At 70.3% G+C, this 17767-nt stretch carries 19 protein-coding genes; 11 read left to right on the forward strand and 8 right to left on the reverse strand.

From position 1 onward, the window contains the following. The first annotated feature begins 120 nt into the window (after positions 1 to 120). The 8 genes from C8D81_RS04750 to C8D81_RS04785 all read left to right on the forward strand — a co-directional run bounded on the left by C8D81_RS04750 (position 121) and on the right by C8D81_RS04785 (position 6971). A complete protein-coding gene (locus C8D81_RS04750) occupies positions 121 to 1065 on the forward strand; it encodes a siderophore ABC transporter substrate-binding protein (RefSeq protein ID WP_133625635.1) in 945 nt (314 codons plus the stop codon). Further along, a complete protein-coding gene (locus C8D81_RS04755) occupies positions 1062 to 2057 on the forward strand; it encodes an ABC transporter permease (RefSeq protein WP_229119418.1) in 996 nt (331 codons plus the stop codon). Before C8D81_RS04750 ends, C8D81_RS04755 begins: the two co-directional genes overlap by 4 nt. Next, positions 2054 to 3061, forward strand: coding sequence for an iron chelate uptake ABC transporter family permease subunit (locus C8D81_RS04760; protein ID WP_094358680.1), 1008 nt, complete (start codon positions 2054 to 2056; stop codon positions 3059 to 3061). The genes C8D81_RS04755 and C8D81_RS04760 overlap by 4 nt, the downstream gene beginning before the upstream one ends. After that, on the forward strand, positions 3058 to 3816 hold the full coding sequence (locus tag C8D81_RS04765) for an iron ABC transporter ATP-binding protein (protein WP_094358682.1): 759 nt from the start codon (positions 3058 to 3060) through the stop codon (positions 3814 to 3816). Before C8D81_RS04760 ends, C8D81_RS04765 begins: the two co-directional genes overlap by 4 nt. Positions 3817 to 3924: 108 nt before the next feature. Next, positions 3925 to 4662 (forward strand): DsbA family protein, encoded by a 738-nt coding sequence (locus C8D81_RS04770; protein WP_208109110.1) that lies wholly within the window; start codon positions 3925 to 3927, stop codon positions 4660 to 4662. Positions 4663 to 4731: 69 nt separating this feature from the next. Next, entirely contained in the window at positions 4732 to 5463 is a 732-nt protein-coding gene (locus tag C8D81_RS04775) for a DsbA family protein (protein ID WP_094358684.1), read from the forward strand. After that, entirely contained in the window at positions 5460 to 6170 is a 711-nt protein-coding gene (locus C8D81_RS04780) for a vitamin K epoxide reductase family protein (RefSeq protein WP_208109111.1), read from the forward strand. Before C8D81_RS04775 ends, C8D81_RS04780 begins: the two co-directional genes overlap by 4 nt. Before the next feature lie 66 nt (positions 6171 to 6236). Next, positions 6237 to 6971 carry an SDR family NAD(P)-dependent oxidoreductase gene (locus C8D81_RS04785; protein ID WP_094429676.1) on the forward strand — a complete coding sequence of 245 codons (735 nt, stop codon included), beginning with the start codon at positions 6237 to 6239 and terminating at the stop codon, positions 6969 to 6971. Here the strand turns inward: C8D81_RS04785 and aroB are convergent. From aroB to aroC, 3 genes are read right to left on the reverse strand one after another with little or no spacing between them, the layout of a single operon-like run. After that, on the reverse strand, positions 6946 to 8031 hold the full coding sequence (gene aroB / locus C8D81_RS04790) for a 3-dehydroquinate synthase (RefSeq protein WP_094429677.1): 1086 nt from the start codon (positions 8029 to 8031) through the stop codon (positions 6946 to 6948). The two genes, C8D81_RS04785 and aroB, sit on opposite strands and share 26 nt — an antisense overlap. Further along, a complete protein-coding gene (locus C8D81_RS04795; RefSeq protein ID WP_229119419.1) occupies positions 8028 to 8534 on the reverse strand; it encodes a shikimate kinase in 507 nt (168 codons plus the stop codon). Before C8D81_RS04795 ends, aroB begins: the two co-directional genes overlap by 4 nt. A gap of 20 nt (positions 8535 to 8554) precedes the next feature. After that, entirely contained in the window at positions 8555 to 9751 is a 1197-nt protein-coding gene (gene aroC / locus C8D81_RS04800; RefSeq protein WP_094358689.1) for a chorismate synthase, read from the reverse strand. Positions 9752 to 9891: 140 nt separating this feature from the next. Between aroC and C8D81_RS04805 the strand changes: the two genes are divergently transcribed. Next, the gene (locus C8D81_RS04805) at positions 9892 to 11049 is read left to right on the forward strand and encodes an MFS transporter (protein ID WP_133625636.1); all 1158 of its coding nucleotides are present in this window, start codon (positions 9892 to 9894) and stop codon (positions 11047 to 11049) included. Here C8D81_RS04805 and C8D81_RS04810 read toward each other — a convergent pair. The 5 genes from C8D81_RS04810 to C8D81_RS04830 all read right to left on the reverse strand — a co-directional run bounded on the left by C8D81_RS04810 (position 11036) and on the right by C8D81_RS04830 (position 16637). Then, positions 11036 to 11878 (reverse strand): shikimate dehydrogenase, encoded by an 843-nt coding sequence (locus C8D81_RS04810; RefSeq protein ID WP_094425673.1) that lies wholly within the window; start codon positions 11876 to 11878, stop codon positions 11036 to 11038. The genes C8D81_RS04805 and C8D81_RS04810 overlap by 14 nt on opposite strands. Then, complete coding sequence (gene mltG / locus C8D81_RS04815) at positions 11875 to 12993, reverse strand: endolytic transglycosylase MltG (protein ID WP_133625637.1); 1119 nt, start codon at positions 12991 to 12993, stop codon at positions 11875 to 11877. The genes C8D81_RS04810 and mltG overlap by 4 nt, the downstream gene beginning before the upstream one ends. Continuing rightward, positions 12990 to 13466, reverse strand: coding sequence for a Holliday junction resolvase RuvX (gene ruvX, locus C8D81_RS04820; RefSeq protein ID WP_094401180.1), 477 nt, complete (start codon positions 13464 to 13466; stop codon positions 12990 to 12992). Before ruvX ends, mltG begins: the two co-directional genes overlap by 4 nt. Continuing rightward, the gene (alaS, locus tag C8D81_RS04825) at positions 13463 to 16153 is read right to left on the reverse strand and encodes an alanine--tRNA ligase (RefSeq protein ID WP_133625638.1); all 2691 of its coding nucleotides are present in this window, start codon (positions 16151 to 16153) and stop codon (positions 13463 to 13465) included. Before alaS ends, ruvX begins: the two co-directional genes overlap by 4 nt. Before the next feature lie 205 nt (positions 16154 to 16358). After that, entirely contained in the window at positions 16359 to 16637 is a 279-nt protein-coding gene (locus tag C8D81_RS04830) for a hypothetical protein (protein WP_094358701.1), read from the reverse strand. Positions 16638 to 16788: 151 nt separating this feature from the next. On the opposite strand from C8D81_RS04830, the gene C8D81_RS21840 reads away from it, so the two are divergent. Continuing rightward, positions 16789 to 17112 (forward strand): hypothetical protein, encoded by a 324-nt coding sequence (locus C8D81_RS21840; RefSeq protein ID WP_094429736.1) that lies wholly within the window; start codon positions 16789 to 16791, stop codon positions 17110 to 17112. A 14-nt stretch (positions 17113 to 17126) separates the two neighbouring features. Next, the gene (locus tag C8D81_RS04840; protein ID WP_094429682.1) at positions 17127 to 17741 is read left to right on the forward strand and encodes a M23 family metallopeptidase; all 615 of its coding nucleotides are present in this window, start codon (positions 17127 to 17129) and stop codon (positions 17739 to 17741) included. Positions 17742 to 17767: the final 26 nt, after the last annotated feature.

The raw sequence follows: 17767 nt of genomic DNA on the forward strand, positions 1-17767 counted from the left end.
CTGGCCGTCACGCTTCCACCCTGCGGAACGGATTGGCATCCGCTCACATTCTCGGGTTAGGGTCGCCTTACCTAATTTATTTAGGCAGAACTAAGCCCCCGCACGACCCGAGGAGTTCCCTTGACCCGACTGATGTCCCTGCTCGCCCTGATCGGGGTGCTCCTGCTGAGCGCCTGCGGGCAGTCCACCGGCGGCAGCGCCGCCGGCGGCGCTGAGACCCAGACCATCACCCACGCCCAGGGCAGCACCGAACTCAAGGGATCACCGCAGCGGATCGCCGTGCTCGACTTCGGCGCCCTGGACACCATCAAGGCACTCGGCTTCGCCGACCGGGTCGTCGGCCTGCCCAAGCAGGCGCTGCCGGGCTTCCTCGGCGAGTTCCGCGACGAGAAGTACACCGACCTGGGCACCCTGCAGGAGCCGAACCTGGAGGCCCTCAACCAGGCCAAGCCGGACCTGGTCGTGATCGGTTTCCGCTCGGCGAAGAAGTATCCCGAGCTGACCAAGTTCTGGCCCACCATCGACGTCACCTACCCCCAGGAGCTCGACTTCGTCGAGGGCAACGCCAAGGCCGCCGGCATCATCGGCCAGGCCCTCGGCGCCACCGACGCGGTGAACACCCGGATCGAGGCGCTGCGGCAGCGCGCCGACGCGCTCAAGCCGGCCGCCGCCCAGGCGGGCCGGGGCCTGATCGTGATGACCTCGGCCGGCAAGGTCACCCTGCAGGGGCCGGCCTCCCGCTTCGGCATCATCCACAGCCGACTCGGCGTACCGCAGGCGGTCGACGGCATCGAGAACATCTCGCACGGCCAGCCGGTCAGCTTCGAGCAGCTCGCCCAGGCCAACCCCGACGTGCTCTTCGTCGTCGACCGGGATGCCGCGATCGGCAAGGAGGGCCAGAACGCGATGCAGGTGCTGGACAACGAACTGGTCCGCGGCACCAACGCCTGGCGCAACCAGAAGGTGATCCAGCTCGACGGCGGCCGCTGGTACATCGCCATGCACGGCCTGGCCAACGCCGAGGCGCAGCTGGCCGAACTGGAGCAGGGACTGCGCACCTCGTGACCCTGCTCGACCTGACCAGCCCGACGGCGTCCGCCGAGGCGGCCCCGGCAACCAGCCGGGGCCGCCTGGTCGGCGTACTCGCCGCTGCCCTGCTGCTCACCGCCGGGCTCGCGGTGCTGTCGCTGTTCGTCGGCGCCGCCGAGCTGAGCGGGCAGATCCTGGTCGTCTCGCGGATCCCGCGCACCGCCGCGGTGCTGCTCGCCGGTGCGGCGATGGCGATGTCGGGCCTGCTGATGCAGCTGCTGGTCCGCAACCGGTTCGTCGAACCGGCCACCGTCGGCACCACCGAGGCCGCCGGCGCCGGCCTGCTGATCGCCACCGTGCTCACCCCGTCGATGCCGGTCGCCGGGAAGATGGTGATCGCCGTCGGTACCGCACTGCTCGGCACCGCCCTCTTCCTGCAGGTGCTCAAGCGCATCCCGCCGGCCGAGGGCACCGTGCTGGTACCGCTGGTCGGGATCATGCTGTCGGGGGTGATCTCGGCCGCGACCACCTTCGTCGCCTACCGGCTTGATCTGCTGCAGACGTTGACGACCTGGCTCACCGGTGACTTCTCCGGGGTGCTGCGCGGCCGCTTCGAACTGCTCTGGCTGGCCGGCGCCGCGCTGGTGGTGACCTGGTTCTACGCCGACCGCTTCACCGCGGCCGGCCTTGGCCGCGACCACGCCACCAACCTGGGCCTGAACCACCGGGCGGTGGTCCGGCTCGGGCTGGTGCTGGTCTCGGTCTGCTCCGCGGTCTGCGTGGTCGTCGTCGGCGCCCTGCCCTTCCTCGGGCTGGTGGTGCCGAACGTGGTCTCGCTGCTGCTCGGGGACAACCTGCGCCGCTCGCTGCCGGTCGTCGCGCTGGCCGGTGCCAGCCTGGTGCTGGCCTGCGATCTGCTGGCCCGCACCCTGAACCACCCCTACGAGATCCCGGTCGGGGTGATCGTCGGGATCGTCGGCGCCGCCGGTTTCCTGGCCCTGCTGCTGCACCGCAAGGGGCCTCGATGACCGCGCTGCGCACCTCCGCGTCGACCGGATCGAGCGTACGCCGCGGCCCGCGGCCGGGTGTCCGGATCGCGAGCGTGGCCGGGCTCACCGTCGCGGCCGCTGCGGCGTACCTGACGATCGGCACCTCGGGCAATGTGGCCTTCGCGATGGCCTACCGCGGTCCGCAGCTGGCCGCGATGGTGCTGGTCGGCTGGGCGATCGCGCTGTCCACCGTGCTGTTCCACACCATCACCACCAACCGGATCCTGACCCCGGCGATCATGGGTTTCGACGCGCTCTATGCCCTGTTGCAGACCTCGCTGGTGTTCTTCCTCGGGGTGCTGGGTTCGCTGCAGCTGCCACCGGTGGGCCAGTTCCTGGTCACCACGGTGCTGATGGCCGGGCTCGGCATCAGCCTGTTCGGCTGGATCTTCGGGCGGCTGCGTCGCTCCATCCATGTCACCGTGCTGGTCGGGCTGGTGCTGGGGACCCTGCTGCGCTCGGCGACCTCGTTGCTGCAGCGGGTGATGGATCCGAATGCCTACCTGGTGCTGCAGTCGCGGCTCTTCGCCTCCTTCAGCGGGGTCGACCCGCGGTTGCTCGCACTGACCGCGGTCGTGGTCGCGGTCTGCACGGTGCTGGCCTGGCGGCGGCGGGCCGAACTCGATGTGATCGCCCTCGGCCCGGACCTGGCCAGCTCGCTCGGTGTCGACCATCGCCGCGCCACGATGCGGCTGCTGGTGCTGGTCGCGGTCCTGGTGTCGGTCTCCACGGCGCTGGTCGGGCCGATCCTCTTCTTCGGTCTGCTGGTGGCCAATCTGGCGTACCAGCTGGCCGGTACGCACCGGCACGCGGTGACGCTGCCACTGGCCGGGTTGCTGGCGGTGCTCACCCTGGTCGGTGGGCAGACCCTGCTGCAGCAGGTCTTCGGGCTGGGCACCGTGCTCAGCGTGGTGGTCGAGTTCATCGGCGGGCTGGTGTTCCTGGCGATGTTGATCGGCGCGGGACGAAGGAAGTACGCATGATCCAGCTGGAATCGGTGACCAAGAGCTACGGCACCTCGGTGGTCGTGGACGGGGTCACCCTGACCCTCGCCCCCGGCGGCATCACCTCGCTGATCGGCCCGAACGGCGCCGGGAAGTCGACCCTGCTCGGCATCATGGCCCGGCTGCTGTCCGCCGACCACGGTTCGGCGCGGGTCGCCGATCTGGATGTGGCGCAGTGCGACTCGCGGGAACTGGCCCGGATCCTGGCCGTGCTCAAGCAGGACAATCATCTGACGGTACGCCTGCGGGTGGGTGAGCTGGTCGCCTTCGGTCGCTATCCGCACAGCCAGGGTCGGTTGACCGGGCACGACCGGCAGGTCGTGGAGGCCGCGCTCGCCTATCTGGACCTGACCGGGCTGCGCGATCGCTACCTGGACGAGCTGTCCGGCGGTCAGCGGCAGCGGGCGTTCGTGGCGATGGTGCTGGCCCAGGACACCGACTATCTGCTGCTCGACGAACCGCTGAACAATCTCGACCTGTCGCATTCCCGGGCGATGATGGCGCAGCTGCGCCGGGCCGCCGACGAGCTGGGCAAGACCATCGTGGTGGTGGTGCACGACATCAACTTCGCCTCCTGCTGGTCCGACCGGATCGTCGCCCTGCGCGACGGCCGGGTGCTGGCCGAGGGCCCGCCGGCGGAGATCGTCACCGACGAGGTGCTCAGCGAGGTCTTCGGTACGCCGCTGCGGGTGCACCAGATCGACGGTCAGCGGCTCGCCTGGCAGTGGACCTGACCGCAGGCACCACGACTGGTTCCAGAGAGCAGAATCTCCCGCGCCGACCGGCTGGGACGGGAACCGCGGCGGTGGGGTCGGAGTTGTTCGGCTGAGAGGAGTCCCCACATGTCGAAGAAGTCCCAGCCGCCGCTTCCCCGGAACGCTCGGCGCCGCGCCATCCTGCTCGAGGCCCGCCAGAGACAGCGCGCCGCCGTGCGCCGCAACATCATCATCTCGGCCTCGGTGATGGTGGTCAGCGCCCTGGTCATCGGCGTCGTCGTGCTGCTCGGCAACACCGCCCGCGAGCGGCGACTGGCCGCCGGGCCGCCGGCCGAACTGGTCCGCGCCGACAGCGTCTTCCTGAACCGGGTGCCGGACGCCGAGGTGACCGTCGTCGAGTTCCTGGACTTCGAGTGCCCGGCCTGTGCCGCCCTCTACCCGACGATGGAGCAGACCCGGGCCAGCTACGGCGACCGGGTCAACTTCGTGATGCGCTACTTCCCGCTGGATGGGCATTTCAACGCGATGCCCGCGGCCCGGGCCGTCGAGGCGGCCGGCCGCCAGGGCCAGTGGGAGGGCATGTACAAGCTGATGTTCGAGAACCAGAACCGGTGGGCCGGCCAGCAGGTGCCGATGGATGAGGTGTTCCGCGGCTTCGCCCGCGAGCTCGGCCTGGACATGATGAGCTGGGAGGCGGCGTACAACAATCCGGCGACCCGGGAGCGGGTGGCCGCCGATCAGGCCGACGGGGAGAAGCTCGGGGTGAGCGCCACCCCGACGGTGTTCGTCAACGGTGAGCAGCTCCAGCTGCGCAGTCACAGCGACCTTCCGGAGGCGATCGAGGAGGCCCTCGGCGAGCAGTGAGAACCGGCCGCCGAAGTCGGGAACCCGGGCGCTCTCCCAGGAGTTGACCTTCAGGAGAGGAGAACCCCCATGCCCAACAAGCCCCCGTTGCCCCGCAACGCCCGACGGCGTGCGGCCGCGATCGAGGCCGAGCGGAAGCGCAAGGCCGCCATCCGCCGCAATGTCATCATCTCGGGATCGGTGCTGGCGCTCGCCGCGATCGTGATCGGGATCGTCGTCGCCGTCGGCAACACGGTCAAGGACCGCCAGGCCGAGGCCGCGGGTCCGGCGCAGCTGGTCCGCGACAACAGCGTCTATCTGAACCGCCCGGCGGACGCCAAGGTCACCGTCGTGGAGTTCCTGGACTTCGAGTGCGAGGCCTGCGGTGCGCTCTATCCGACCATGGAGAAGGCCCGCGAGACCTACGGCGACCGGGTGAACTTCGTGGTCCGCTACTTCCCCATCGAGAGCCACTTCAACGCGATGCGGTCCGCCCGGGCGGTCGAGGCGGCCGGCCAGCAGGGCAAGTGGGAGCCGATGTATCAGAAGATGTATGAGACCCAGACCCAGTGGGCCGAGCAGCGGGTGCCCCAGGACGAGGTGTTCCGCGGCTTCGCCCAGGAGCTCGGTCTCGACATGGCCGCCTGGGATGCGGCGTACAAGGATCCGGCCACCGAGGCGCGGATCAAGGCCGACCAGGCCGACGGCACCGCGCTCGGGGTGCAGGGCACACCGACCGTGTTCGTCAACGGTCAGCAGCTCCAGCTGCGCTCCAGTGCGGATCTGACCGGGGCCATCGACAAGGCGCTGGCCGGCGGATGAGCACGATTCCTGACCGGGCGGCCGCCCCGACCGGGGATCCGGAGGGCGGCCGGCCCGAGGCTGGGGAGGACCGGTTCGACGAGCAGGACCAGCTCGACGAACTGGACCAGTTCGATGAGCCCGAGCAGCCGGCCGGTCTGAGCCGGCGCACCGGCGGGATCATCATGGCCGCCCTCGCCGGGGTCGCCTGGGTGGCCGCGCTGGTGCTGATGCTGGAGAAGATCCAGGTGCTGCGGGACCCGAACTACGAGCCGAGCTGCAGCATCAACCCGGTGCTGTCCTGCGGTTCGATCATGAACTCCGCCCAGGCGGAGGCGTTCGGCCTGCCGAATCCGCTGATCGGGATCGCCGGGTTCGCGGCGGTGATCGCCCTCGGTGTGGTGCTCGCCGCCGGTGTCGCGCTGCCCCGCTGGATCTGGTGGGGTCTGCAGGCCGGGGTCACCTTCGGCCTCGGATTCATCTGCTGGCTGGCCTTCCAGTCGCTCTACCGGATCGGCGCCCTGTGCCCCTACTGCATGGTCGTCTGGGCGATGATGATCCCGCTGTTCTGGTTCGTCACCAGCGACAACCTGGTGAAGGGCCGGATCCCGGTGGGTGCCGGGGTACGCCGGGTGATCGGTGCGGTGGGTGCGCTCCCGATCGTGCTCGGCTATGTGGTCATCGGGCTGCTGATCCTGGTCCGCTTCTGGGACTTCTGGATCTCCTGAGTCCGCCCGCCGGCCGAGCGGGCGCCAGCGGGTCGAAGCCCTCGGCCGGCCGCTAGAGTCCCCGCCATGGATCAGGTCACGATCGTCACCGGCGGCTCCCGCGGCATCGGTGCCGGCATCAGCCGCGAGCTGGGCCGCCGCGGGCATGCCGTCGCGGTCTGCTATCGCAGCGCCACCGAGGAGGCGGAGCGGGTGGTCGCCGAGATCACCGCGGCCGGTGGGCGGGCGTACGCCCAGCAGTGCGATGTCACCGACAGCGCGGCGATCACCCACCTGTTCGCCGGCACCGCCGAACGCCTGGGTCCGGTGACCGGGCTGGTCAACAATGCCGGCGCGACGCTGACCAGTGCCGACCTGGCCGATACCGACGAGGAATCGATCCGGGCGGTGCTGGAGCTGAACCTGACCGCCGCGATCCTGTGCGCCCGCCGCGCGGTGCAGGTGCTGAGCACCGCGCGCGGCGGCCCGGGCGGCAGCATCGTCAACATCTCCTCCGCCGCGGCGACCATCGGTTCGGCGCACGAATACGTGCACTACGCGGCCGCCAAGGCCGGGGTGGACGCGCTCACCATCGGCCTGGCGATCGAGGTCGCCGGCGAGGGCATCCGGGTGAACGCGGTGGCTCCGGGCACGGTACGCACCGATATCCACGTCCCGGGCCGGATCGAGCGGGTCGGCCCGAACGTGCCGCTCGGCCGGGTCGGCGAACCGGAGGAGATCGCGCCCGCGGTGGCCTACCTGATGTCGCCGGAGGCCTCCTACACCACCGGCAGCATCATCCGCGTCGCGGGTGGCCGCTGACCTCGGCGTACGCCGCAGCCAGCGCCTCCTCATCGGGACCGGCGACGATCTCGGCGGAGGCCAACCCATTGAGCAGCACGAACCGCAGCTGCGCACCGCGGGTCTTCTTGTCCAGGCTCATCGCCTCCCGCAGCTCCGGCCAGGCATCCGGATCGTAGGCGGTCGGCAACCCGAGCAGCTCCAGCACCGCACGGTGCCGCTCGGCGGTCGCGGCGTCCAGCAGCCCGAGCCGGCGGGCGAGGGCCGCGGCGTACATCATGCCGACGCTGATCGCCTCCCCGTGCCTCCAGCGGTACTGCTCGCGGCGCTCGATGGCGTGCCCGAGGGTGTGGCCGTAGTTCAGCAGCTCCCGGCCCACCGACGCACCGACCGAGGTCGCCTCGCGCAGGTCGCCGGAGACCACCTCCGCCTTCACCCGGATGCCGCGGGTGATCAGTCCGGCCAATCGGTCGCTGGTGGGGTCGAGCGCCTCGGCCGGCGCTTCCTCAACCAGGGTGAGGATTGCGGGATCGGCGATGAAACCGCACTTGACCACCTCGGCCAGCCCGGCACGCAGATCGGCCGCCGGCAGGCTGGTCAACAGGGACAGGTCGCAGAGCACCCCGGCGGGTTCGTGGAAGGCGCCGACCAGATTCTTGCCGGCGGCCAGATTGATCCCAGTCTTGCCGCCGACCGCGGCGTCGACCATGCCGAGCACGGTGGTCGGCACGGTCACCAGGCGTACCCCGCGCAGCCAGCTCGCCGCGACGAACCCAGCCAGGTCGGTGGTCGCTCCCCCGCCGAATCCGACCACCGCGTCGCTGCGGGTGAACCCCGCCGCCGCGAGCCGGTCCCAGCAGTCGGCGAGCACCTCGGCGGTCTTCGCCTGCTCCGCATCCGGCAGCTCGATCGACAACACCTCGGCGTCGATGGTCTCGGCCAACCGGGCCGCCTGCGCACGCAGCGCCGGGGCGTACAGCACCGCCACCCGCTGACTGCCGGCAACCAGTTCCCCGAGCCCGTCGAGCACCCCGTACCCGATCTGCACGGCATAGGGACGCTCGGCCGCTACCTCGATCACCGAGCCAGCTCCGCGCGGATCAGACCGACGACCTCATCGGGCTGCCGGTCATCGGTGCTGACGGTGATCGTCGCCGCGCCGCGATAGAGCGGGGTACGTTCGGCCAGCAACTTGATCAGCGTGCCGCGGACGTTGCCGAGCAGCAGCGGCCGCGAGGAGTTCAATCCGATCCGGCTCACCGCGGTGCTCACCGAGGTCTCCAGCCAGACCACATGATGCCCGACCAGCGCGGCCCGGATCCGCTCGTTGTGGATCGCACCCCCACCGAGCGCGACCACCCCGGGCCGGTTCAACGCGTCGATGGTGTGCGCCGCCTCCAGCTCCCGGAACGCCGCCTCACCGCGGGTCACGAAGATGTCGGGGATCGAGGTGTTCTCGCTGCTCTCGATCAGCGCGTCGATATCGGTGAAGGGCTCGTCGAGGGCGGCGGCGAGCGCCACCCCCACGGTCGACTTGCCCGACCCGGGCGCACCGATCATCACGATGTTCTTTCCCGCGCTCACCGAGCCATTCCTTTCCGCGCTCACCGAGCGACCCCCAGTCCCCGCGCCTCGACATCGGCCAGGTACGCCTCGGCGTTCCGCTTCGTCTCCCCCACCGAGTCGCCACCGAACTTCTCCAGGCAGGCATCGGCGAGCACCAGCGCGACCATCGCCTCGGCGACCACACCGGCCGCCGGGACGGCGATCACGTCGGAACGCTGGTGGTGCGCGACGGCCTCCTCGCCGGTGCTGGTGTCGACGGTGCGCAGCGCCCGCGGCACGGTCGCGATCGGCTTCATCGCGGCGCGGACCCGGAGCAGTTCACCGGTGCTCATCCCGCCCTCGGTCCCGCCGGCGCGATGGCCGGCCCGGGCGATCCCATCGGCACCCGGCACGATCTCGTCGTGCGCGGCCGAACCCCGGCTGCGGGCCAACTCGAACCCGTCGCCGACCTCGACCCCCTTGATCGCCTGGATGCCCATCAGCGCGCCGGCGAGCCGGGCGTCGAGGCGCCGGTCCCCCATCGTGTGCGAGCCGAGCCCCGGCGGGGCACCGTGCACCAGCACCTCGACGACACCGCCGAGGGTGTCGCCGTCCTTGTGCGCCTGATCGATCTCGGCGACCATCGCGGCCTCGGTCTCCGGGTCGGCGCAGCGCACCGGCGACGCGTCGATCCGTTCCAGGTCGGCGAATGCGGGCAGCAGCCCCGCCGGTGCCCGGACCGTACCGATCTCGACCACATGGGAGAAGACGGTGATCCCGTATGCCTGCTCGAGGAAATTCTGCGCCACCCGGCCGAGCGCCACCCGGGCGGCGGTCTCGCGGGCGGAGGCCCGTTCCAGGATCGGCCGCGCCTCGTCCCAGTCGTACTTCTGCATGCCGACCAGGTCGGCGTGCCCGGGCCGCGGCCGGGTCAGCGGCTTGTTGCGGGCCTGCTCGGCGAGCACCGCCGCATCGACCGGATCGGCCGCCATCACGGTCTCCCACTTGGGCCACTCGGTGTTGGCGACCTGGATCGCGATCGGGGAACCAAGGGTCTCGCCATGGCGTACGCCACCGAGAATCGTCACCTGATCGGCCTCGAATTTCATCCGGGCCCCGCGGCCGTAACCGAGCCGGCGCCGGGCCAGCGCCGCCGCGATCTCGGCGGAGGTGATCCGGACGTGGGCCGGCATTCCCTCGATCGTCGCGACCAGGGCGGGGCCGTGGGACTCCCCGGCGGTCAGCCAACGCAACATGCAAGCACTCCTCGTGTTCGATCTCGACATGCCAGTCTCCCAGATTCCGGCGCTGCCCCGCGTCCGGTGCGGATCGTGAGAGTGTCAGTGCCGGGTGGAACCGGCGGAACCGGTGCAACCGATGAGGGGAGGCGGTGCCGATGGTGGACGGGGCTGCCGGATCGCGGCCACGGATCTGGCCGATCTATCTCGGCGGCTTCCTGGGACCCTTCGGCGCACCGGTGGTGACCACGATGCTGCCCGAGCTCGGCGCCTCCTTCGGTGTCGACATCACCGCGGCGGCCGCCTCGCTGACCGCCTATCTGGTCCCGTTCGCCGCCCTGATGCTGATCTCCGGCACGCTGGCCGAGCAATGGGGTCGGCGGCGTACCGTGCGGATCGGCTATCTGGTCTTCGCGCTGGCCTCGATCGGCTGCGCGCTGGCCCCGTCGTTCGGGGTGTTCATGGCGGCCCGGGTGCTGCAGGGCGCCGCCAACGCGTTCACCACCCCGGTGCTGGTGGCCGCGATCACCGAGCTGGTGCCGGCGCACCGGCTGGGTCGCTCGCTCGGCATCTTCGGGTCGATGCAGGCGACCGGGCAGGCGATGGCCCCGCTCGCCGGCGGGCTCGCCGCGGCGGTCGACTGGCGGCTCGGTTTCGCCGCGATCACCCTCGTCTCGATCGGACTGGCCCTCGCCCCGCCACCGGATGCGGCCACCCCGAACACCGCCCACGGCTGGGCCCAGTGGCGGGCGCTCGGCAACCGGCAGCTGGCGACCGCCTGCGTCACCGCGGCGCTGTCCTATCTGACGATGATGGGGGTGGTGATCCTGGCCGCACTGCACGCCGATCTGCGGTTCGGGCTGGGTCCGACCGAGCGCGGTCTGGCGGTCGCGGTGCTCGGGGTGGCGGGGCTGGCCTCCGGGGCGGCCACGGGTTCGCTGCTGGACCGGTATCAGGCCCTGGTCGTCGGTGCGGTGCTGAATGTGGTGATGGGGCTGGGTGCGATGGCGGCCGGGCTGTCACCCTGGCTGGCGGGGCTGATCGTGGCGATCGCGGTGGCCGGCGCGGCCGCCACCGGGACCCGGACCATCTCCCAGCAACTGGCGGTGACCTCGGTACCGGGCAACCGGTCCGGGGCGACCTCGGTGATGCTGGCCTGCCAGTTCACCGGCGCCGCCCTGGCGCCGCTGATCTGGGTGCCGCTCTATCTGGGTTGGCACGGGATGGCGCTGGTGTACGCCGGGTTGCCGGCGATCGGCGCGGCCCTGGTGCTGCTGCTGGCCTGGCGGCTGCGCTGGGTGGTCAATCCCCGCTGAGCCCGGCCCGAGCAGCACTCCGGGCGACCTCGAAATCGATCGGCCGGCCGGTGAACCAGCGCACCTGATCGACGGCCTGCCCGGCGAGCAGATCGAGGCCGTTGAGGACCGGCCGGCCGGCGCGTTCGGCGGCGGCGGCCAGCGGGGTCGGCCACGGATCGTAGACGCTGTCGAAGACCACCTCGGCAGCTGCGGCCAGCGCCTCGGCGGCACCGACCACCCCGTCGGCGGGGACGGTGGAGATCACCAGTGCAGCGGGGGTCGGCTCGGTTCCGGGTGGGCAGACCGTCGCGGCCAGGCCGAGCGATTCGGCGAGCTCGACCACCCCGCGGGCCCGCTCGGCGCTGCGGACCACGAACTGCACCTCGCGCGTACCCAGGCCCGCCAGCGCGGCGACCGCGGAGCGGGCGGTGGCGCCGTTGCCGATGATCACCGCGGTGGGCACCTGGCCGATGCCGTGGGCGGCGAGCGCGATCCGGAAACCGGCCACATCGGTGTTGCGGGCCGCGATCACACCCTCGTCGAAGATCAGCGTGTTCGCGACCCCGGTGAGGGCGACCGGTTCATCGCCGACACCGAGCCGGGCGGCGTCCTCCTTGTGCGGCATGGTGACGCTCAGCCCGCGCCAGCTGGCATCCAGCCCGGTCACGAACGCGGGCAGCCCGCCGGGCGCGATGTCGTGGCGCTGGTAGTCCCAGTCCAGCCCGAGCCGGGCGTACGCCGCCCGGTGGATCGCCGGGGACAGCGAGTGCCGCACCGGATGACCGACGACGGCGCACTGTCTCCTCGAGCCGGCCGAGCCGGGGGGCCGGGCCGGCCCCGCACTCAGCACTTGCCGGGGTTCGCCTGGCACCAGTCCTGGAACTTCTTCACATTCGCCTGGTGGCCGTTGAAGTCGTCGGCGAACAGGGTCTCACCGGTGTCCAGGTTGACCGCGACGAAGAACTTCCAGTTGCCCGGTACCGGGTTGGCGGCTGCCTCCAGGGCCTGCTTGCCGGGGGCACCGATCGGGCCGGCCGGCAGGCCGGGCACCACATAGGTGTTGTAGGGCGAGGGGTTGGCGCGTTCCTCGTCGCTGGTCGTCGCACCGGCGCCGCGGGGCTTGTTGTTGGCGTACTCGACGGTGGTGTCGAGCTGCAGCTTCATCCCCGAGTCGAGCCGGTTGTAGAGCACCCGGGCGACCTTCGCGCGGTCCTCGGGGCGGCGCACCTCGGCCTCGATGATGGAGGCGACGATGACCACATCGCGCGGGCTGCGGTTGAGCTGCTTGGCCTTGCTCTCCAGCTGGATCTCACCGGCCTTGCGGTTGAAGTTCGCGGTCATCTGCTTGAGCGCGGCGTTCGGATCGTTGCCGGACATCTCATAGGTGTCGGGGAACAGGAAGCCCTCGGGGTTGCCGTTGGCCCACGAGCTCAGCCCGTACTGGTCGGGCTTGGCCAGGGCCTCGCGGTACTTCTCCTCGGGGATGTCGGTCTGCCGGGACAGTTCGCTCACCTGCTCACCGATCCGCAGACCCTCGCGGATCAGGAACTTCTTGCCGCCCTTGACGCCGGCGTCCAGCATCGCCTGGATGGCGTCGCGGGCCCGCATGTGGGTCTTCAGCGCGTAGCTGCCGGCCTGCAGCTGCTGGATGTTGGGGAACTCGACCTTGGCCTTGTCGAAGGCGTCGGTGGAGGCGATCACCTCGTTGTCCTTGAGGATCGAGCCGATCTCGTCGACCGTGGACCCCTGCGGGATCTCGATCGACACATCGGCATTGCCCGGTCCCGGATAGTCCTCGACGGCGAAGGCGCTGGTCACCGCCCCGGAGACCTTGTTGTAGGCGAACAGTCCCCCGCCGACCAGGACGGCCAGGGAGAGGAGCACGGCGAACGCGCTCTTGGCGTGCCGGGCCACCTCGCTCCAGTTCCGGCGCTGGTGCTCCGGATCCATCAGACTGCTCAAGCCTCGTCTCCTCGTTCGCTCGTCTCGGCCAGCAATTCACCGGGCGGGCGGCCGGTCCGCCGTTCCGCCTCCAGCGCCTGCTCGAGGATCGTCACCGCGGCGACCTGGTCGATCACTGCCCGCTGCTGCTTGGCCTTCCGCCCCCGCTGCGACAGCGTACGCGCGGCGGTGACGGTGGTCAGCCGTTCGTCGAGCAAGCGTACCTGAACGCCCGAAAGCCGCCCGGCGAGCGCGAGCGCGTGTTGGCGGATCTTCGCCGCGGCCGGACCCTCGCCCCCGGACAGCGACCGGGGCAGTCCGACGACCACCTCGAAGGGCTCGTACTCGGCGACCAGCGCGGCGATCCGGTCCAGGCTCTGCTTGTTCCCGGGCACGGTTTCGACCGGGTACGCCAACGTGCCGGCCGCATCACAGGCCGCCACCCCGATCCGGGCGTCCCCCCAGTCGAGCGCCAGCCGTACGCCGGTTCTCACCGGGTGGCGACCCGGCCCACGGCGTGCTCGATCGACTCCAGGGCCTGCGGGATGCGGCTCGCATCGGAGCCGCCGCCCTGGGCCAGGTCGTCCTTGCCGCCACCCTTGCCACCGAGTTCGGCGGTACCGAGGCGGACCAGCTCACCGGCCTTGAGCCCGCGCTCCCGGCCGGCCGCGGTGGTCGCGACGACCAGGGCCGGCTTGTCCGGCGTACCGCCGGCGAGCGCGACCAGACCGGCACGGTCGCCGAGCCGTCCGCGTACCTCGACCGCCAGGTTGCGCAGGTCGCCGCCGCTGACACCCTCGACGTGCTTGCCGACGAAGGCCAACCCGTAGACGTCCTTGGCGGCGTCGGCCAGACCCTTCGCATTGCCCATCACCTCGGCGGAGCGGTACGCCTGGATCTGGCGTTCGGCGTCCTTGAGCTGGGCCAGCAGCTTCTCCACCCGATCGTTGAGCTGATCCGGCTGGACCTTGAGCATCGAGGTCAGGTTGCTGACCAGGGCCCGCTCGGCGGCCAGGTGCTGGAAGGCGTCGGTGGAGACCAGCGCCTCGACCCGGCGTACCCCCGAACCCACCGAGGACTCCCCGAGCAGGCTGAGCAGGCCGATCTGCGAGGAGTGCTGCACGTGGGTGCCGCCACAGAGCTCGCGCGACCAGGCGCCGCCCATCTCGACCATCCGTACCATCTCGGGATACTTCTCGCCGAACATCGCCATCGCGCCGAGCGCCTTGGCCTCGGCCAGCGGCAGCTCGGTCTGGGTGACGCCGAGGTCGTCGCGGATCGCCTCGTTGCTGCGGCCCTCGATGTGCTCGCGCTGGGCCTGGGTCAGCCCGGAGCTGGCGTTGAAGTCGAAGCGCAGGTAGCCCGGCTTGTTGTAGGAGCCGGCCTGCACCGCGGTCGGGCCGAGGGTCTCGCGCAGCACCGCGTGCACGATGTGGGTCGCCGAATGCGCCTGGCAGGCACCCATCCGGTGGAAGGCGTCGACGCTCGCCAGGGCCTGGTCACCGGTGCGCACCTCACCGCCGGCGACCTTGACCTTGTGCACCACCAGGCCCTGGATCGGGCGCTGCACGTCGAGCACGTCGAGCCGGGTCTGGCCGAGGTCGATGGTGCCGCGGTCGGCGTCCTGGCCACCGGACTCGGCATAGAACGGGGTGTCGGCGAGCACCAGTTCGACGGTGTCGCCGGGCTTGGCCTCGTTGACGAGCTCGCCGTCGGAGACCATGCCGAGCACCTTCGACTCCAGCGCCAGCTCGTGGTAGCCGTGGAAGCGGGTCTCACCCAGATGGCGCAGCGACTTGTACGCCTCGGAGCTGGTCGTGCCGCCCTTCTTGGCGCGCGCATCGGCCTTGGCCCGGTCGCGCTGCTCCTGCATCAAGGTGGCGAAGCTGTCGCGGTCCACCTGCAGGCCCTGCTCCTCGGCCATCTCCAGGGTCAGGTCGATCGGGAAGCCGTAGGTGTCGTGCAGCTGGAAGGCCCGGTCACCGGAGAGCGTCTGCTGTCCCTGGTTGCGGGTGTCAGCGACGGCCAGGTCGAAGATCCGGGTGCCGTCGGCGAGGGTCCGGCGGAAGGCCTCCTCCTCGGCGTACGCGACGGTGGAGACGCGCTCCCAGTTGTCGATGATCTCGGGATAGGAGTCGCTCATCAGGTCCCGGCTGACCGGCAGCAGCTGCGGCAGTACCGGCTCGGTGACCCCGAGCAGCCGCATCGAGCGGACGCTGCGGCGCAGCAGCCGGCGCAGCACATAACCGCGGGCCTCGTTGCCGGGGGTGACGCCGTCGGTCATCAGCATCAGCCCGGAGCGGACGTGGTCGGCGACCACCCGCAGGCGCACGTCGTCCTCGGCGTCGCGGCCGTAGCGCTTGCCGGACAGTTCGGAGGCGCGCTCGATGACCGGGTAGACCTCGTCGATCTCGTAGAGGTTGTCGACGCCCTGCAGCAGGTAGGCGACGCGCTCCAGGCCCATCCCGGTGTCGATGTTCTTGGCCGGCAGGTCACCGGCGACGGTGAAGTCGTCCTTGGCGCGGACCGCGGACAGCTCCTGCTGCATGAACACCAGGTTCCAGATCTCCAGGAACCGGTCCTCATCGGCCTCCGGGCCGCCGTCGGGCCCGTATTCGGCGCCGCGGTCGATGTAGATCTCCGAGCACGGGCCGCCCGGGCCGGGTACGCCCATGTTCCAGTAGTTGTCCTTGAGGTTGCGCGGCTGGATCCGGTGCTCGGGTACGCCGACCTTCTTCCACAGCTTGACGGCCTTGGTGTCGCCGTCGGGGAAGTCGGGGTGGAACCCGGGGCCGAGCACGGTCACCCAGACCTTGTCCGGGTCGAAGCCGAGTCCGCCGTTGTGCTGTTCGCTGGTGACGAGTTCCCAGGCGTAGGAGATCGCATCGGCCTTGAAGTAGTCGCCGAAGGAGAAGTTGCCGTTCATCTGGAAGAAGGTGCCGTGCCGGGTGGTCTTGCCGACCTCCTCGATGTCGAGGGTGCGGACACACTTCTGCACGCTGGTGGCGCGATCCCAGGGCGCCTCCTCCTGCCCGGTGAAGTAGGGCTTGAAGGGCACCATGCCGGCATTCACGAACAGCAACGTGGGGTCGTTGTGCAGCAGCGGAGCCGACGGCACGACCTCGTGCCCGCGCTTGGCGAAGAAGTCGAGGAAGCGGCGCCGGATGTCGGCAGTCTTCATGGGTTGCCCTGTTCTCGTGCTGGATGTGGGACGCAACCACCCAGTCTAGCGGGGCACACCATCTATGTTCATCGAGTAGCCCCGGGGTGCCGCAGCGCAGCAAGGCACCCCGACGCCCCACGTTCATCGAGTAGCCGTGCGCTGCCGAAGCGAAGCAAGGCAGGGCACGGCGTGTCGAGATGAACCCACCCGAACCGCCCGAGCCTCAGGGCCGGGTCGACGGGTGATCCGTTGGCGTGTACTCGGCCTTGCGCAGTTCCTCGCGCCGCTCGTCGGCGCCCTCCTTGACCGCACCGGCGACATCGCCGACCTTGGTGCTCACCCTGACCGTGGTGTCGACGAGTTCGCGGCCGAGCTGCTTGGCCACCGCCTTGGGCGCCTGGTTGGCGTACTCCTTGGCCTTCTCCTTGCCGCGCGCCACGAACCACGCACCGGTGACGAAGCCGAAGAGGAACCAGGAGAATCGACGCAGGAACCGGAACATGGCAGCCAGCCTAACGAGCCGCCGCGGGGCGATCGGACCGGGCCTTGCTAATGATCATGGAATATTCGTACTTATATTTGAATACTTCAGATGAAGGGCCGAATTTTCCATGGTCATTTTCGTCGGCCGGGTCATCCGTATCGTGGAGCACGTGCTGATCTGGATCAACGGTGCCTTCGGCGCCGGGAAGACCCACACCGCCTTCGAACTGCACCGCCGACTCCCCGATGCCCACGTCGCCGATCCAGAACTGATCGGCTTCGCGCTGCGCCGCGCCCTGCCACCCGAGTGCCAACCCGATTTCCAGGACCTGCCGCAGTGGCGTGCAGGGGTCGTCGAGACCGACAACCGCAGCACCGATGAGGTGGTGGAGTGGATCGCCGCCGATGCCGGGTTGCACCTCTCCCGCCCCTGTCTCTCGCCGATCGCCTACCAGTTCCGCCGGCTCGCCGTCGGCGTACGCCATATCCGCTGACCTGGAGGCGCCCGATGTCCACCGCGCTCGACCTGGCGTACCCCTTCGAAGGCCGCTGGCTGGTGCAGAACAGCCCAGCGAACCGGGTACCGAGTCATGGCACCACCCGCTTCGCGACGGCGTATGCGATCGACTTCGTCCCAGTCGACGAGCACGGTCGCACGGCCCGGTTCGGGCTGAGCTCACTGCTGCGCCCGGAGTCGCCCGACCACTTTCCCGGTTTTGGCCGACCGATCCTGGCACCGATCGCCGGGACCGTCGTCGCCACCCATGGCAGCGAACCCGACCACCCGGCGCACCGCGGTCTCCCGTCGGTGGGGTACGCCCTGAGCCAGGGTCGGCGCGCGGCCGCGGGCTGGCTCGCGCTGGCCGGGAATCACGTGTTCATCCAGACCGACCGCGGGCCGGTGATCGCGCTCTGCCACCTGCAGCGCGACAGCATCTCGGTCGCCGTCGGTGATCTGGTGACCGCCGGCGAGCCGGCCGGGCGTTGCGGGAACTCCGGCAACAGCACCGAACCGCATCTGCACCTGCAGGCGATCTCGACCGCGGAGATCGCACGCGCCCAGGCGGTATCGATCACGATCGGTGGTGGACTCCCCCGCAACGGCGAGTTCGTGCGGGCCTGAGGACTGAACCCTCCCGTGACTACCGT

The sequence above is a fragment of the Enemella evansiae genome (genome assembly GCF_004362375.1).
Classification (GTDB): domain Bacteria; phylum Actinomycetota; class Actinomycetes; order Propionibacteriales; family Propionibacteriaceae; genus Enemella; species Enemella evansiae.

Bases quoted from the DNA above. Each gene is read 5' to 3' on its own strand.
- C8D81_RS04760 (WP_094358680.1), top strand. From the start codon at position 2,054: ATGACCGCGCTGCGCACCTCCGCGTCGACCGGATCGAGCGTACGCCGC.
- C8D81_RS04765 (WP_094358682.1), top strand. From the start codon at position 3,058: ATGATCCAGCTGGAATCGGTGACCAAGAGCTACGGCACCTCGGTGGTC.
- C8D81_RS04770 (WP_208109110.1), top strand. From the start codon at position 3,925: ATGTCGAAGAAGTCCCAGCCGCCGCTTCCCCGGAACGCTCGGCGCCGC.
- C8D81_RS04775 (WP_094358684.1), top strand. From the start codon at position 4,732: ATGCCCAACAAGCCCCCGTTGCCCCGCAACGCCCGACGGCGTGCGGCC.
- C8D81_RS04780 (WP_208109111.1), top strand. From the start codon at position 5,460: ATGAGCACGATTCCTGACCGGGCGGCCGCCCCGACCGGGGATCCGGAG.
- C8D81_RS04785 (WP_094429676.1), top strand. From the start codon at position 6,237: ATGGATCAGGTCACGATCGTCACCGGCGGCTCCCGCGGCATCGGTGCC.
- aroC (WP_094358689.1), bottom strand. From the start codon at position 9,751: ATGTTGCGTTGGCTGACCGCCGGGGAGTCCCACGGCCCCGCCCTGGTC.
- C8D81_RS04805 (WP_133625636.1), top strand. From the start codon at position 9,892: ATGGTGGACGGGGCTGCCGGATCGCGGCCACGGATCTGGCCGATCTAT.
- alaS (WP_133625638.1), bottom strand. From the start codon at position 16,153: ATGAAGACTGCCGACATCCGGCGCCGCTTCCTCGACTTCTTCGCCAAG.
- C8D81_RS04830 (WP_094358701.1), bottom strand. From the start codon at position 16,637: ATGTTCCGGTTCCTGCGTCGATTCTCCTGGTTCCTCTTCGGCTTCGTC.
- C8D81_RS04840 (WP_094429682.1), top strand. From the start codon at position 17,127: ATGTCCACCGCGCTCGACCTGGCGTACCCCTTCGAAGGCCGCTGGCTG.